11 protein-coding genes are annotated in these 16,967 nt (G+C 45.0%); 4 read left to right on the forward strand and 7 right to left on the reverse strand.

Annotation, left to right across the window (positions count from 1 at the left end; genetic code table 11):
• Positions 1–8 precede the first annotated feature (8 nt).
• Entirely contained in the window at positions 9–1,307 is a 1,299-nt protein-coding gene (locus tag EV202_RS06430; RefSeq protein ID WP_131926205.1) for a phenylacetate--CoA ligase family protein, read from the reverse strand.
• A gap of 113 nt (positions 1,308–1,420) precedes the next feature.
• Between EV202_RS06430 and uvrB the strand changes: the two genes are divergently transcribed.
• Positions 1,421–3,481 (forward strand): excinuclease ABC subunit UvrB, encoded by a 2,061-nt coding sequence (gene uvrB, locus EV202_RS06440; RefSeq protein ID WP_131926207.1) that lies wholly within the window; start codon positions 1,421–1,423, stop codon positions 3,479–3,481.
• Positions 3,482–4,084: 603 nt separating this feature from the next.
• On the opposite strand, the gene EV202_RS06445 is transcribed toward uvrB, so the two are convergent.
• From EV202_RS06445 to EV202_RS06470, 6 genes are all read right to left on the reverse strand, one after another.
• Positions 4,085–5,587 (reverse strand): glutamine synthetase family protein, encoded by a 1,503-nt coding sequence (locus EV202_RS06445; RefSeq protein WP_131926209.1) that lies wholly within the window; start codon positions 5,585–5,587, stop codon positions 4,085–4,087.
• 237 nt (positions 5,588–5,824) lie between these two features.
• A complete protein-coding gene (gene lipB, locus EV202_RS06450; protein WP_106068674.1) occupies positions 5,825–6,484 on the reverse strand; it encodes a lipoyl(octanoyl) transferase LipB in 660 nt (219 codons plus the stop codon).
• A 48-nt stretch (positions 6,485–6,532) separates the two neighbouring features.
• Positions 6,533–8,167, reverse strand: a complete 1,635-nt coding sequence (locus tag EV202_RS06455) for a RagB/SusD family nutrient uptake outer membrane protein (protein ID WP_131926211.1) — start codon at positions 8,165–8,167, stop codon at positions 6,533–6,535.
• Between the two features lie 12 nt (positions 8,168–8,179).
• Complete coding sequence (locus EV202_RS06460; RefSeq protein WP_131926245.1) at positions 8,180–10,912, reverse strand: SusC/RagA family TonB-linked outer membrane protein; 2,733 nt, start codon at positions 10,910–10,912, stop codon at positions 8,180–8,182.
• A 128-nt stretch (positions 10,913–11,040) separates the two neighbouring features.
• Positions 11,041–11,352, reverse strand: coding sequence for a heavy-metal-associated domain-containing protein (locus EV202_RS06465; RefSeq protein ID WP_131926213.1), 312 nt, complete (start codon positions 11,350–11,352; stop codon positions 11,041–11,043).
• A 370-nt stretch (positions 11,353–11,722) separates the two neighbouring features.
• On the reverse strand, positions 11,723–13,918 hold the full coding sequence (locus EV202_RS06470) for a TonB-dependent receptor (protein WP_394364513.1): 2,196 nt from the start codon (positions 13,916–13,918) through the stop codon (positions 11,723–11,725).
• Positions 13,919–14,763: 845 nt separating this feature from the next.
• Between EV202_RS06470 and EV202_RS06480 the strand changes: the two genes are divergently transcribed.
• From EV202_RS06480 to EV202_RS06490, 3 genes are read left to right on the forward strand one after another with little or no spacing between them, the layout of a single operon-like run.
• Complete coding sequence (locus tag EV202_RS06480) at positions 14,764–15,621, forward strand: DUF3298 and DUF4163 domain-containing protein (protein WP_131926219.1); 858 nt, start codon at positions 14,764–14,766, stop codon at positions 15,619–15,621.
• A 42-nt stretch (positions 15,622–15,663) separates the two neighbouring features.
• Positions 15,664–16,284: a 16S rRNA (guanine(527)-N(7))-methyltransferase RsmG gene (gene rsmG, locus EV202_RS06485; RefSeq protein WP_106068669.1), complete on the forward strand. Its 621-nt coding sequence runs from the start codon at positions 15,664–15,666 to the stop codon at positions 16,282–16,284.
• Positions 16,285–16,320: 36 nt separating this feature from the next.
• Positions 16,321–16,962 carry an MBL fold metallo-hydrolase gene (locus tag EV202_RS06490; protein WP_131926221.1) on the forward strand — a complete coding sequence of 214 codons (642 nt, stop codon included), beginning with the start codon at positions 16,321–16,323 and terminating at the stop codon, positions 16,960–16,962.
• The last annotated feature ends 5 nt before the right edge of the window (positions 16,963–16,967 follow it).

Consider the following 16,967-nt stretch of genomic DNA (forward strand, 5'->3'; position numbering starts at 1 on the left):
TATACTAATTATAATTTTCTGTTGTCGATGACACGCTTGGCCTTACCGACACTTCGCTCGATACTGCGAGGCTCAACCAAACGTACATCTACACCCAATCCGAGTACACTTTGCAAACGGGCGACAAGTTTTTTCTTCAAAGCCAACATCTTGTTGATTTCATCGGAATAATATTCCGGACGGACTTCAACCTGAAGTTCCATCGTATCGGTATTGTTCTTTCGATCGACCAGCAACAGATAGTGAGGTTCGAACTCAGGCATCTCAAGAACGACAGACTCGATTTGTGTCGGGAATACGTTCACTCCGCGAATAATCAGCATATCGTCACTGCGTCCGAGAATGCGATCCATACGCACCAATGTACGGCCACAGGTACATTTATCATAATGAAGAGCTGTGAGATCTTTGGTACGATAGCGCAGCAACGGCATTCCCTCTTTGGTGAGATGCGTAAACACCAATTCACCCGTCTCGCCGGGAGCAACCGGCTCAAGGGTTTTCGGGTCGACGATTTCGGGGAAATAATGGTCTTCATTAAGATGCGTGCCGTTTTGGCATTCACACTCATAGCCGACACCGGGACCGGCAATTTCACTCAAACCGTATATGTCGTATGCTTTGATGCCCAGTTTGGTTTCGATGTCACGACGCATGTTCTCAGTCCACGGCTCGGCACCGAAAGCACCGGCTTTCAACTTGAAGTCTTCGCGGGGAAAGCCGGAATCCTTGATGGCATCTGCCAGATAGAGCGCATAGGAAGGTGTGCAGCAAAGCACGGTCGAACCGAAATCGTGCATCAGCGTGATTTGCTTTTCGGTGTTACCGCTGGACATCGGAATAACGGATGCCCCGATATTCTCGGCACCGGCATGAGCGCCCAGACCACCGGTAAAAAGTCCGTAACCGTAAGATATCTGAAATACATCCGAACGTCCTGCTCCATAGGCCGTAAAAGCACGTGCAAGGCATTCGGCCCAAGCCGAGAGGTCTTTACGGGTGTAGCCCACCACAGTAGGCTTGCCTGTTGTCCCCGACGAAGCGTGGATACGTACAATCTGGCTCATCGGCACGGCACACAGGCCGAAAGGATAGTTGTCACGCAAATCATACTTTGTGGTAAAGGGAAGTTTCACGATATCGTCTATGCTGTTTATGTCATCGGGAGTGATGCCTAATTCCTGCATCTTCTTACGATAGAAAGGAGTGTCGTGATACACACGCTCCACGGTCTTTTTGAGACGAATGCTCTGGATTTTGCGAAGACTTTCGCGATCCATGCACTCGATGCTTTCATTCCAAATCATGTTCTTCGTTGTACTGTTCTTAGTGATTATTATCAAATAGCTGCAAAGTAAACAAAATATTTTGTTTATTTCGAAGATTTTGCCGAATATTGCCACTCATTAAGAAAAGAAAAATGAGCAAATTCGAGCTGACATCTGCCTATCGTCCCACGGGAGACCAACCTGAGGCCATCGCACAACTGACCGAAGGCATACGCGAGGGGCTTCCCGCACAAACTCTTCTCGGTGTCACCGGTTCGGGAAAGACATTCACCATAGCCAATGTTATTGCCAACATCAATAAACCGACCTTGATATTGAGCCACAATAAAACGTTGGCCGCACAACTATACAGTGAGTTCAAGAGCTTCTTCCCCAACAATGCGGTGGAGTATTATGTATCGTATTACGATTATTACCAACCGGAAGCCTACCTGCCTTCTTCGGACACCTATATAGAGAAGGACCTTGCCATCAACGACGAGATAGACAAACTGCGGCTTGCCGCCACCTCTGCCCTGCTTTCCGGCAGGAAAGACGTGGTGGTGGTATCGTCTGTTTCGTGCATCTACGGTATGGGAAATCCTGCCGACTTCTACAACAATGTCATTGAAGTGCAGCAAGGCAGAAATTTCAGCCGGAACGTATTCTTGCGACGCATGGTGGATAGTCTCTATGTGCGCAACGACATAGACCTGAACCGTGGCAACTTCCGTGTGAAAGGAGATACCGTGGACATCTATCTGGCATACGCCGACAATCTGTTGCGCATTGTTTTTTGGGGCGATGAGATAGACAGCATCGAAGAGGTAGACCCCATCAGCGGTGTGACAGTCGGTAAATTCGATGCCTATAAGATTTATCCCGCCAACCTCTTCATGACAACCAAAGAAGCTACTTTGCGCGCCATCCACGAGATTGAGGACGACTTGCACAAACAGGTGCAATGGTTTGAAAGTGAAGGGCGTACCTTTGAAGCCAAACGCTTGCAGGAACGGGTGACTTATGATATGGAGATGATACGGGAGCTGGGACATTGTTCGGGCATAGAGAATTATTCGCGCTACTTCGACGGGCGGGCCGCCGGTACTCGTCCCTACTGCCTGCTGGACTTCTTTCCCGAAGATTTCCTGATAGTTATTGACGAAAGCCACGTCAGCGTTCCGCAGATACGTGCCATGTATGGAGGCGACCGTGCCCGCAAGGAGAATCTGGTGGAATACGGCTTCCGGCTGCCTGCTGCTAAAGATAACCGTCCGTTGAAGTTCGACGAGTTCGAAGAGATGGCCAAACAAGTGATTTACGTCAGCGCCACACCTGCCGATTATGAGCTGATGAAGTCGGAAGGCATTGTGGTAGAGCAGGTCATTCGTCCCACAGGATTGCTCGACCCTATCATTGAGGTGCGTCCCAGCCACAACCAGATAGACGACTTGATGGAAGAGATACAACTACGCATCGAAAAGAACGAACGCACTCTCGTAACCACCCTCACCAAACGAATGGCGGAGGAGCTGACCGAATATTTGCTGAACAATCAGGTGAGATGTAACTATATACACAGCGATGTAGATACGCTGGAACGAGTGAAAATCATGAGCGACCTTCGCGAAGGATTGTATGACGTACTGATTGGCGTGAATCTGTTGCGCGAAGGACTTGATTTGCCGGAGGTTTCTCTTGTGGCCATCCTTGATGCCGACAAAGAGGGCTTTCTCCGCTCCCACCGTTCGCTGACGCAGACTGCCGGCCGTGCTGCCCGCAACGTGAACGGAATGGTTATCATGTATGCCGACAAAATAACGGAAAGCATGCAAATGACTATCGACGAAACCAACCGACGCCGCGAGAAACAGTTGAAATACAACGAAGAGAACGGTATCACACCCCAGCAGATAAAAAAAGCGAAGAATCTCAATGTTTTTGCCACCGGCGAACCTTCTGCCCCGCCTGCTTCCGAGAATGAAAACCGGACCGGCAGTACTCCTCGTCCCTATGTGGAACAAGAACCAACGTCTTCTGTTGCCGCCGACCCGATTGTCCGGTACATGAACCGCGCGCAACTGGAAAAGAGCATCGAACGTACCAGAAAACTCATGCAGGAAGCAGCCAAGAAGCTCGACTTCATCGAAGCTGCCCAATATCGCGACGAGGTGTTGAAAATGGAAGAGTTGCTGAAAGAAAAAGCGAAATAGATCTCTAAAAAGGCTATAATATCAGAAGGAAAATCATAACAAGTGTTATAAAACTACAGTTTATCCCTCTTGCCTCTTGCAAGTTTCAAGAAAGTCCGTATATTTGCACTGTGTTTTTCATAGTATTAGATTTAAGGTTAACAAAGGTTGGAGTACAGCGGTACTCCTTTTTTTATGTCTAAAAGTTCTAAAAGTGAGGAAGGGAAGCCCTGTATTCAAGAACAATCCTGAAAATCCGCTGAAGAGAATTCTCCATATCTACAATTCAAAGCAAATCAGTATTTTACGATTAAGCAATCGTAAGCTTACATCGGGGAAAACGTATGCCCACACTTTAGCAGTCACAAGCCCACACCTTAATGAACACAAGCCCACACTTCAGGAAGCATAACCCCACACCATAGGGAAGATGAGCCCACACTTTAGGGAAGTTATTCCCACACTTCAAGACAAGGTAAGTTTTAAAGGAGTTATAAGAAAAGCAAACACAGAGACAAGGAAGCACAAGAATACGGGAAATCAAATCCGCCTGAAACCATATTCAAACTATGATTTTCAGGCGCAATGTCCCTTGCACTTCAATGTCTCTGCGCTTCGCCGAATTTAGCCGCAGTGGAAGTACCGCTCCACCAGTTTCAGCATTTCATCCTGATTATTCTGTATCTCGCTACGCAAAGTTTTGTCTCCGTATGAACGCAGCTTGGCGACAATTCCGTCAATCATTGCAGGACTGAATACCTGATGTTGCTCGAATATGGCACGCTGTTTTTCCAAACAATCGGCAGAAGCCGAGCAACTATCCGGCAATTGTGCCAACTCTTTCAGTTTATCCTCATTTTCTTTCTGATGAATGTTCACGTTCACATAAGTCTTTTCCGCAACAGCCAACGCATCTTCCATCTCAAAACCATGACGACATGCCACGGCCAGCCCCGCTATCAATTGATACAAGTCGGCCGACCCGTCCGGTGAACGCATCTCTACCGTCTGTTTCTGCGTGGTGTCATAATGGCTCGGAGTCTCCAATGGGTTGGCCAGCATACACATGTCTGTTTTGGCACACCATCCCAACGGGACACGTACCAACACGGAACGGTTTCTATCGCCCCAGCATACATTGGTAGGTGCTTCCTGATGAGGTACAAGACGGAAATAAGACGTAGGATTCGTATTGCCGAAAGCCGTAATGGAAGGTGCCAAAACCATCATTCCTGCAATGGCTTTGCGAGCCGTTTCAGAGAGTACACCATCTTTCAGCATCTGATTTTTCCCGTCTTTCATGATGCGCATATGGATATGCAGTCCCGAACCGGCTTTCCCGGCTGTTATTTTAGGCGCGAAAGTAATGTTGTAACCATATTGTGAAGCCAGATTGCGAATCACCCATTTGGCTATCATCAACTGGTCGGCAGCCTGCTCGGCAGGCACGGGCAAGAATTCTATCTCGTTTTGTTCGTATATTTTATTGTCGAGCGTGAAGTTGCCCACCTCGGAATGACCGTATTTTATCTGTCCCCCTGCCTGTGCTATACATGACATGCACTCCGTGCGGAATTCATTGAATTTGGCATACGGGGCCGATTCATGGTAGCCGCGCTGGTCGGTGGCGGGAAACATGCCGTCGTTTTCCGAAATCACATAATACTCCAATTCGCCCATAGCCTGAAATTCCATTCCCGTTACATCCTTGAATGCCTGACAAGCCTTGCGTAAAGTATATTCAGGCGAACTCTCCAACGGTTCTCCATCTTTATTGAAATAAGAGCATAGCATAGAGAGTGTGGGTAACTCTGCAAAAGGGTCGATAAAAGCGGTTCGGAAGCGGGGCACTACATACAAATCGCTACTGCCGGCCTCTATAAACGGGAAGAGACTCGACCCATCCACACGCTCCCCGCAAGTAAGGATTGCATCCAGATAAGTAGCGTCGTTAATAACGAAATTCAGTGTTTTCAATCGTCCGTCTGCAGCCGGATACATGAAATTTATCATACGGATATCATTCTTTTTAATATAAGAAATGATGTCTGCTTTCGTAAATTCAGAAGCCGGTTTCTGAAGCTCAGCAACCAACGAATTGGAGCTCATTGACAATTCTTGATTCATAATACGCCAATCTTTTTTTAGTTTATTATATGGTTAACAAAAAGGAAAGTGTGCCGCACACAGAATTCTGTTATTATTCCATTATCAGTATCTCGACACACTTCACTAACACAAAGATAGTAAAAATTACATTACCACAACCATATCCCTTGTTTTATTAACAATAAAACAAGCAAGACTTCTTATTTTAATAGAAAAAAGTCAAACCCTCCCTAAAAAGGATGTATCTAATGACGCTTACGACAACCTATTCGTCAACTCCTCGCAAAGGCGCTCTTTTACCTCTGTCATGGATACTTCGTTTCCCAACTCTTTTTGCAGGGAAGTGACTCCTTTATCTATAAATCCGCAAGGATGGATATAACTGAAATAGCGCAAATCGGTGTTTACATTCAGGGCCAATCCGTGCATGGTGACAAAATGACTGCTGCGTACCCCGATAGCGCAGATTTTACGGGCACGGGGAGTATCGCCTTCCAGCCATACGCCGGTAGCCTTTTCCAAACGTCCGGCCGTGATACCATACGAAGCACATACACCGATTACCGCCTCTTCCAACAAATGCACATACTCTTTCAACCCTAAAGAATAATCTTCAAGGTTCAATATGGGATAGCAAACCAATTGCCCCTGACCATGATAAGTGATGTCTCCGCCACGGTCTATGTGATAGAGTGTAGCTCCTATCCTATGAAGCTGTTCATCGCTTAGCAGCATATTCCCGTCTTTCCCGCTACGGCCCAAGGTATAGACATGAGGATGTTCGCAGAGCACAATATGGTTTACATACCCTATCCCCGCCTGTTTGGCTTGCACAAGTGCATCAAACCATTCCGTCTGCCGCTTCCATGCCTCGGCATAAGGAATTACATTCCAATCTGATATTTTCGGTTTCATGAGGGCAAATATAGCACTTTTCCGATAATAGCCAAGCATCCGTCTCTATCAATAGCCTTTGTTCTGCACCAATCTTCCATTCATCTTCAGCACATTTCCCGGAATGGGAAATACAGTGGTATATCCGTTTGCTTCCTCAGGCAATTGAGGGCGGCTGTCATAGGCACGGGTAAACCTCCCGAAGCGTATAAGGTCTTGGCGTCTCCATCCCTCCCAAGCAAGCTCCAATTGCCGTTCATCCAGCAAAGTCGCTAATGTGGCCGGACGGAAAGCAGCCCCTACACGACTGCGGACTTTCGCCAGCTCTTCGTCTCCGCTTTCTCCGTTACGCACCTTTGCCTCGCTCTTCATCAGCAACACATCCGCATATCGAAACAATACGATATCATTCTCCATCAGTTTACCATCTTTGGTGGCATTCACATCTATCTCATACTTCTTCATACGTGCCCCCGCCGTCTTTTCATAAGGCGTATCGGATATGTCCACCGACACTTTCCACGGATGATATTCCAAAATCGTGCCATTATCCAACCTGACAACATTCCCTTGCAAGTCATATACCACATCGGCATAATAACATTTATCAAAACGCGGATCTACCTCATCCGTATCATAGCCGAACACGTGCAATGCATCTACCGTCGCACTGGAACCATTTTCACCGCCCAATCCGTAAGCCTTGGCATGATTATAGTGCCGGGAGCGGAACAAATATTGCATCTGGTTGGTATATAAAGTTTTGTTCATGGGAATAGTGAATATATTCTCCACCGATGATTCGTTATATACGGCAAAGTTTGTTTCATACCGGGCTTCCAATTGATAACCCAATGCAGTGATACTATCACAATAGGCCATCGCAGTTTGCCAAGCGTTCAACAACCGCCCGTCTACCGTAAAATAAAGGTTTTTTCCGTCAGGACGTACACCGTCAGTCCAATCATTGTCGGCATAAACTTCGGCGTTTAGTGCCAATTTCGCAAGCAAAAAATAGGCGACCGGACGCGTGATGCGTCCATAATAATCTCCCGGCAGGTTACTATGTACCTCGGACAATAAAGGAGCTGCCTGCTGTAATTCTTTCACCACGAAATCAAAAATTTCCTTCCGGTCCTTTTGTACCACTTTTTCCATAGTAACAGAAGAAGAAAGTACCAAAGGCACACGCCCGAACAAATCCATCAGATAATAGTAATACATGGCACGCAACGCACGCACCTCTGCATCATACTCCGCTAACTCCGGTTCATCATGAGTGGCCTGAAACTTTTCAATTCTCTCTACCGACCTGTTGCTCAGCATCACCACTTTATAGAGATACTCCCATGTGGCTTGAATGGCATCATTATTCACTCCCCATCGATGTAGAAACAATCCTTGCCAGAAACCTCCATCATACCAATCGCCGCCGCGAGTAGGCAGAATGGCTTCATCGGTGGTAAACGTGTTCAAGTCATAGACACCGCGTCCCGTTCCTTGCAACCCCTGACTGTCGGCACATCCACCCACATAATTATAAAGCGACGCCACCGCGTTCAAATATAAATCGGGAAGTGTACGATAAGCTTCCTCTTTATCTATCTTGTCACGAGGTTCTTCCTTTAAAAAAGTATCACAAGCCGCCAACAGAAAGAAACAGCAAGATGCCGTCAGCCAATATTGAATCCGATAGTTCTTCATAGCCTTTTCTCTTTAGAAATTAATACTCACCCCCAATGTATAGGTTCTGGCAAGCGGATAATTACGTTTATCATCCAGACCTAACGTATTGTTGACCGTAGAACTGTTTATCATAGGCGAAACTCCAGAATAACCGGTAATCGTCGCCAAATTATTCACTGTGAAAGTAAGTCGCAGATTCTGAATATACTTTTTCGTCCCCCGCAAAGGCACGTTCCATCCGGCCGTCACATAATCGAAGTTCACATAATCTCCCCGTTCCAGCCAATAATCGGTAGCCGTCTGGTCCTTGATATTAGCCTGCGGAGCCTCCTTCATTACGTTATAATCGGGAAATATCCCCATATTCATGTAAGTCAGCGAAGTTCCATTGTAAATTTTATGCCCGAAAGCCCCATTGATTTGTACCGCCAGATCGAAATCTTTATAACGAAAACTGATATTGGAACCGACAATGGTTTTCGGCATGGCTTGTCCGGCTATGTAACGGTCTTCCCCATCCTCCAAACTTATGCCTCCACCGTTCAAATCAACAACTCCATATTTATAACCGCCATTCCCGTCAGCCACCAATCCGGCATTGCGCGGAAGATAGAATACCCCCAGCGGTTGCCCCACAATCTGATATACAATGTGATTGTATCCTCCATGAAAGCCGGCTCCATCTAAACCGGAAATACTGTTATACGCTGCCGCACTGAGATATTCGCCATCATACATGCCGCTTAAAGAGAGGAGCTTGTTTTGTTGGAAAGAAACGTTGGCATTAACGTTAAGTTCCATGTTTTCGGTTTTCAGAGGAGTTACTCCCACAGCTATTTCCAAACCGCTGTTACGCATCGAGCCGATATTTGCCACTAATGTGCTATAAGTGAATGGTGGAACACTGACATTATAAGTATAAAGCATGTCGTTTGTTTTGGAAAGATAATAGTTGGCAGAAAGCAATAGGCGATTATCGAATAAGGCCAAATCGACCCCGGCATTCAGATTATGTTTTACTTCCCATTTCAGATTTGGATTTGTATTGCGTAATTCGGTAAGAGAAACTACTTGTGAGCTGCCTACGGGCACTACTCCGTTGGGCTGTGCCAACCGAAGGGTAGTATAGGAATCAATTCCGCTTTGGTTTCCCGCCAATCCATATCCGATACGGATTTTCAGATTATTCACCTGAGAGAGTTGCTTCATAAAGTTCTCCTGAGACACATTCCAAGCTGCTGAAATGGAAGGAAAAAATCCCCATTTATGATTATTTCCGAATTTAGAAGAAGCATCCGCACGGGCATTCACGGTCAGGATATAACGATCGGCATACGTATAATTGATGCGTCCCATACAGGAGACCAGACGAGGGCGCTCGTAATATGAGTTCGTGCCTTCCCAAGGGCGTAGAGCGCCGGCTTGCAGATTATCATATCCGAACAGGTCGGAACTGAAGTTGGTGACCGTTGTATAAAAACCGGTATAGCATTCCTGTTGAACTTCAGCCAATGCCAACACATCGATAAAATGGCGCTTCATATGCTTGCGATATGTCAGTATAGCATTTCCAACCAATGCCTCCGATTTACGTACACCGCGATAAGCCTGCCCATGTGCCCACACGCAGGTAGGGAGATATTGGGAATTTTCAATCATATTATAAGAATAAGAACCGAAAAGCTGCAAACTCAAATCCGGCATAAGATTAAACTTCAGTTTGGCATAGGTACTGATATGTGAGGTCGATTCTTTGTCTTTCACCTCCATCCAAGCCAAAGGATGAGTGATTTGGCTTGCATTGGTCACTCCATCCCACGCCCCTTCCTTATTTTTATGATTAGGATAAGTGGGGTTGAATGCGGCAGCCGAATAAAAAGTCTTTTGCCCGTCTACTATATTACGATTTTTCTGTACAGAACCGAACATTCCCACATCGCACTGCACAAATCCATCGAACAGCTTCTGAGTCATATTCATGTTCGATGTGAAGTTGGTCATTCTCTCATTGACTATAACTCCTTCTCTACGCATAAAACCAAGAGACACGCGATAGCTGGATTCATCCCTTCCTCCATAGAAGGCCACATGATGATCTTGCTGCAAACCGGCTTGTTGTATCTCTTTCAAGAACTCGGTGTCATTGCCTAAATCTACGATGGATATGCCTTCCCTTTGCGCCACTTTGCGATATTCGTCGGCCGACAACATTTTAAGACTCTTATAAACGGCCGCAACGCCGAAGCTGCCGTTGTAGCTTACCTGCGTTCTACCCTTCATTCCCTTTTTCGTTGTGATTTCAATAACACCGGATGCACCACGCGAACCATACTGGGCAGTCTCCGAAGCATCTTTCAGAATGGTAAAGCTTTCTATATCCGTAGGATAAATGGAGGTAAGCAAAGAGATGTCTCCGAACACTCCGTCAATGATAATCAGTGGGTCATTGCCACTGGTCAGTGAAGTCGTTCCGCGAAGACGAACCGCATCTAAAGCAGCCGTGCCATTCGCCGCACGATGTATCGTCAACCCCGGCACTTTACCGTAAATGGCTTCCAAAGGATTGGTAATCTGGTCGACCTTCAGTTGCTTTCCGGTGACTTTTTCAACAAGGGAAGATACGTTTTTCTCATGCCCTACGGTATATCCGATGGTTATCAAGGAGTCGGGCACTGTATGCGGCGTTTCTTGCGCACGCATACATAATCCCGCTCCAAAAACACAAAAACATCCGGTGACGATAATTTTATGAAACTGTTTCATCATTCTGTCTATTAGATAAGGTTAACTCTTCTTTTCTTAATAACAACCAAAAGTAAGAAATTCCTTTCACTTTTCCAAGAAAGATTGAATAACAGATTCCTTTTACAAAAGGAATAAAACAGTGAAAATTACTTCTTGTCCTCCTGCTTGGCTTCTTTGATAAACTCTGCTTCGTAATTAAACTTCTTAAAACCTTCTTTCAACTTATCGACACTGGTTTTCTCGGCATCATATGTGATGGTGACCGTCTTTGTTTTCAGGTCTGTATGGAAGTTCTTCAGCCCTTTCTCAAAGCGAATGTTATTGTTTATCTTCCTGACACAATTATCGCACTTCATCTGCGCCACTTTAAACACAGCTGTACGAATATCTTTCGCCACCACAAAGGTGAAACTGAACAGCATTGCTGCCACAATCATCAAACATCTTTTTGTTTTCATTCTTTCCTGATTTTAACCTGAATTCGGTATAAAACAAGATGTTATATGCCTGTTAAATACTTGTATATATCTTACCGTTTTCCTCGCATATATGAGGTGCCGAACGTCGCATATACGAGACCGCGCACGTCGCATATACGAGACCACACACGTCGCATATACGAGACTTGGCACCACTGATTGACCCCTCCGGGAGCGTTTTTTTGTATAGGCGGAGTCTCTTTTTACATCGAACTCAGGTTGATTTTATTTACATATTAAAGTTATTAAATGTCCTATGATTGAAATATAGAGATACGGAAATCCGGTACATCTTCTCACAGGAAATACCGGACTTGTCTGAACGACATTCCATGTCTTTTATAAATCTTCATACTCCCGGCAGATTAAAACGAATACCTATATAGGCTTTCGCTCCATGCATCGGCCCCCAGATCATTGTTGCGTCAAAGCGATTGCCCCACGGATTGGCAGCGTCAATAATGGGACTCTTTTGTTTGAAATTCGTCAGATTTTCGCCGCCAATGTATACAGACCAATAACGGAAATAGCGGGTCACTTGCGCACTCAACTGTTCAAAACTACCGTAGCGATTCTCCCACGCCCAATCGCCGTTTTCCAATTTATATGGTGCAGGCATTCGTCCGCCCCCATTCATCTGCAATGTCACATCAAATTGCCATAATGCCAAAGGCGTCTGGTAAGATGCTGTCAGCAGCCCTTTATACTTACCCGTAAGAGACTTCTCCATCAATCGACCATTGTAATTTGTCTGGACATCCGTCCAGCGATAGGCAGCCGTGAAAGTAAAGCCCGGGAAAAACGGATAGGTGGCTTCTACCTGAAAGACCTGCGAATATGAACGCCCGTTCAGATTATAAAACAAAACGGCATGCGGATCGGTATCCATATCTACCACCACTTGCTTACGAAAGTCTGTATAATAGAATTCGGCATTCAGATTCAGTGTTTTGCCAAATACCGGTATATAGGCAGAAGTACTTGCCCCGTAATTCCAAGCCTCGTCTTGCTCGAGGTTTCGGGCGATATCTACCCGCCGGCTGCTTGCCAGCAAGTAATTGTTTTCAGCCAAGACGTGATTGGAACGATAGCCCTTCCCGGCAGAAAGACGGAAATGGACATATTCATTCGGATTGTATTTTACGTGGAAACGGGGTGTGATAAAATAACCGTATTCACTGCTGTAATCTCCTCGAAGTCCTCCCATAAGGATAAGCTTATCGTTCCAATTATAAGTGTACTGTACATAAGCCCCGGGAACAGCTTCTTTTACAAAATCATTTACAAGAGGATATTCCACATCATTATACAGCCGATAAGCTTGACCGTAAGAGTCATAATTGAAGCTCAATCCTGCAGAAAGACTATGGCGTTTGCTAAATTCCGTTTCAAACAACAAAGAAGCATACATATTATGCTGGTCTACGTCATACCTTTTTCGTCCGTACACTGCATCCTGCTTATGCAAAGAGGCTGAAAGAATCAGTGCCAGATTGGTATTTTTATCTTTGTCGAATATATAAGCGTTTTTGGTAAATGCCTCGTAACGGTCTGTTCCGATATTTATTTTGTACGGATCGGAAGAATGATTTATCCCATGACCTACCTGACCACTATACCGACCTTCGGAAAGAGCCTTGATGCCGGCCTGAAAAACATAGCGGTCGCCCATATATGCCCAACGGTTCCACAGATTATACTGCTCCACTTGAGGTATATCGATAAGATCATCATTGTTGCCGTCATGGGCTTTGGTCTCATTCTCGTAATGAGCCAACAGTGATGTACTCCAGCGTTTGGAAAGCTTTATGGTGACATCTGCATTGGCCTCATACCGATTGGTGCTGCTCACAAAGAGATTGGCCGATAACCTATCCGCTTCGGGAAGTTGAGGTTTCTTGAACTCCACATTAATTTGCCCCGTAATAGCTTCGTAACCATTCTTTACAGATGAGCTACCTTTACTCACTTGAATGCTTTGCATCCACGGACCGGGCACGTATCCCAATCCATAAGCGGCAGCCGCACCACGATAATTCGGAATATTTTCCGTCAGCATCTGTACATACGTGCCTGACAAACCCAATAGTTTGATTTGTTTGGCACCGGTAGCCGCATCGGAATAGCTGACATCGACCGAAGGATTCGTCACAAAACTCTCTCCAAGATTGCAACATGCTGCACGACTCAACTCGGCACTGCTTATCATGTCTTCGTTCATCACGCTATTGCGCAACTTCATGGTGCCCAACTTACGACCTACCACATTCACTTCTCTGAGTTCAACTCCCTCGCGAAGAACGATGTCCAGCCGTTCGTGCCGTCCTTCCACGTTTATCGTATCATTTTCAAAGCCAATAAAGCTGACCACGAGACTGTGATTATTCCGGAGTTTAGCCAAAGAAAAAGTTCCGTCGGCCTTAGTCGTAGTACCTTGCGCGGTGCCCTGCCAGAATAGATTGGCTCCGGCAATGGGAACACCTGCATTATCTTTCACTATTCCCTCTATCTGCGCATGCAATATCGCAAAAGGGAACAACATCATCCATATGGTTATTGGTAGTATTTTATTTCTCATTTTCTTTTTTATTTTCAGGTAAAGCATTTCATGATCCGGAGTACTCCCTGTTTTCTCCGCAGTTGCCCCGTAAGAGGTTCGTATCAACTCCGTATATTATGGAGGAAGTACAGCCCAGATACGGTTCAGGTATAACCCAAATACAAATGCAACAGTATGAAATGATTTGTGAATATTTAAATATAGCACAGACTTAAAGACATGGAACGAACCGTTTTTTGCATCGCGAACCCATCGCCCAGCATAACCGAACCGTTTGTCTTTGCCTCGACTACTAAATGAGAAGTACTGAATAGAGTGCCAAATATTGGCGTGAGCCACCCGGGTGTGGTGGCACTTCGAAAACAAAATCTGAAAAAGAATCGGCTACGGACATCAAGTATCCCGGTAAGAACAGTTGTTCGCAAAGAAGCATGATGGGGGGTATGGCCGGAGAAGAATCCTGCGCATGTTTTACCATATCTACTTTATAATGAACAACTGTACAACCCGCATCCTTACATGTATTTTCGGACGTCCGATGCTTTTGCTCACATTTGGAACAATCGGAAGAGCAGCAACTTTGCATTGTCTCGCATCCGGTACAGCAATAATGGATAATAGAAACCCCTACTCCACTCACAATGATGAAAGAGGAAAAAAGTACCGCGAATATGTAACGTAGTTCCTTCATAAGTAAGGGCAAAGATAGAAAGTTTTAACCGTTCGCCGGATTTAATTTTCCTTTTTTTATGCCTACAGTTCGTTAATAAGTTCTATATTTGTCGATAAAGTATTTTGGTTGAAATATTGAATTATAAATAAAATCGAATATGAAAAAGCAAACTGTCAGCCTACTTGTCTTTCTACTTGCGACAAGCAGTTATTTCTCTTCCTGCAATAACACCGTGAACAAAAATACCGGCGCATTAGAGTTTGACAGTATACGAGTAAATGAAACCTCTCACCTTTTCGGAGATACTGCCAAACCAGCCTGCAACCTTATTGTAAGATTCACCTATGCTGCTAAATCATCTGACATAAAATTAAGGGATAGCCTCAATAGTTTTCTTGTTTCCGCTTTCTTCGGAGACAAATACATAAACATGAAGCCTGAAGAAGCCATCAAGAAGTACACGGAGAAATATATCAACGATTATCGCAATGATCTGGAACCGATGTATAAGAAAGACGAACAGGAACAGGAAGAAGGCATGAACTTGGAAGGATGGTATTCTTTTTATAGAAGTGTAGAAGGCAGTGTAAAAAACTACTTCAAACATCTGTTGGTTTATCGCATCGACTATAACGAATATACCGGCGGCGCACACGGCATTTACATGGCCACATTCCTCAACATGGACTTACATACATTAAGCCCCGTCCGTCTGGACGACTTGTTTGCCAATGACTACAAAGAAGCACTGACCGACTTACTGTGGAACCAGTTGATGGCTGATAATAAGGTAAAGACCCGTCAAGAGCTGGAAGATATAGGCTATGCCACCACCGGAGAACTGGCACCAACAGAGAATTTCTACCTCACTCCTCAAGGCATCATATTTTATTATAATGTCTACGACATAGCTCCTTACGTAATGGGACCGATAGAAATAACTCTTCCATACGAAATAATGCAGCACTTACTGAAAGACGATTGTATGGTGCTGAATGAAATAAGAAACTCATAATTAAAAACAACCCGTCATACATTGTAATTAATTCATAATTAAATGGAACTAATCCTGAAGTATTTTCCCGATCTGACAGAGAAGCAGAAAGAGCAGTTCGCTGCCCTCTACGACCTCTATTTGGATTGGAACTCCAAGATAAACGTCATCTCACGTAAAGATATCGAGAATCTCTACGAACACCATGTACTCCATTCCTTGGGTATAGCTAAAGTGGTCTGTTTTAAACCGGGAACTCAGATCATGGATCTCGGGACAGGAGGAGGTTTTCCTGGCATACCATTGGCTATTCTTTTTCCTGAAGTGGAGTTTCATCTGGTGGACAGTATTGGCAAGAAAGTACGTGTGGCCACTGAAATAGCCAATAGCATCGGATTGGAAAATGTCACGTCCCGCCATGCCCGTGCAGAAGAGGAAAAAAGAATCTTTGATTTCGTAGTGAGTCGTGCTGTGATGCCGCTGTCCAACTTACTCAAGATCATCCGCAAGAATATTTCTGCCAAACAACAAAATGCCTTGCCCAACGGGCTGATTTGTCTTAAAGGAGGTGAATTGGAACAAGAATCGATGCCTTTTAAGAATAAAACTACCATGTGGGATTTGAAAGACATCTTTGAAGAAGATTTTTTCAGCACGAAGAAGGTAGTGCACGTAGCTGTCTGAAAAACGTAACAAATAACTTTGTAGTCTCATACAAAAATGAAAATAAAGAAATTTGAATTCAACATGTTCCCGGAAAACAGCTATGTGCTGTGGGATGAAACCAATGAAGCAGTCGTCATTGATCCGGGCTGTTTCTACGAAGAAGAGAAACAGACTTTGAAAAACTTCATTATAAAAAATGGACTGAACGTAAAACACTTGCTGAATACGCACCTACATCTGGATCATATATTCGGCAACCCGTTCATGCTGAAAGAGTTCGGACTGAAAGCTGAAGCTAATCAGGCAGATGAGTTCTGGATTGACGAGGCTCCCAAGCAAAGTCGCATGTTCGGCTTTCAGCTGCAAGAAGCCCCCGTGCCTTTGGGCACATATCTGCACGATGGAGACATTATCAGCTTCGGCAACACGAAGCTGGAAGCCATTCACGTACCGGGACATTCACCGGGCAGTTTGGTGTATTATTGTGCGGCAGACCATTGCATGTTTTCGGGTGACGTATTGTTTCAAGGCAGCATCGGTCGCGCCGACCTTGCCGGTGGGAACTTCGATGAACTGATAGAGCATATCTGCAGTCGTCTGTTCGTTTTGCCAAATGAAACCGTTGTCTATCCGGGACATGGCGCTCCCACAACAATTGGATTTGAAAAAGCAGAAAATCCTTTCTTCAGAAAATAAACTTT

Source organism: Prevotella heparinolytica, assembly GCF_004342845.1.
GTDB classification, from domain to species: Bacteria; Bacteroidota; Bacteroidia; order Bacteroidales; family Bacteroidaceae; genus Bacteroides; species Bacteroides heparinolyticus.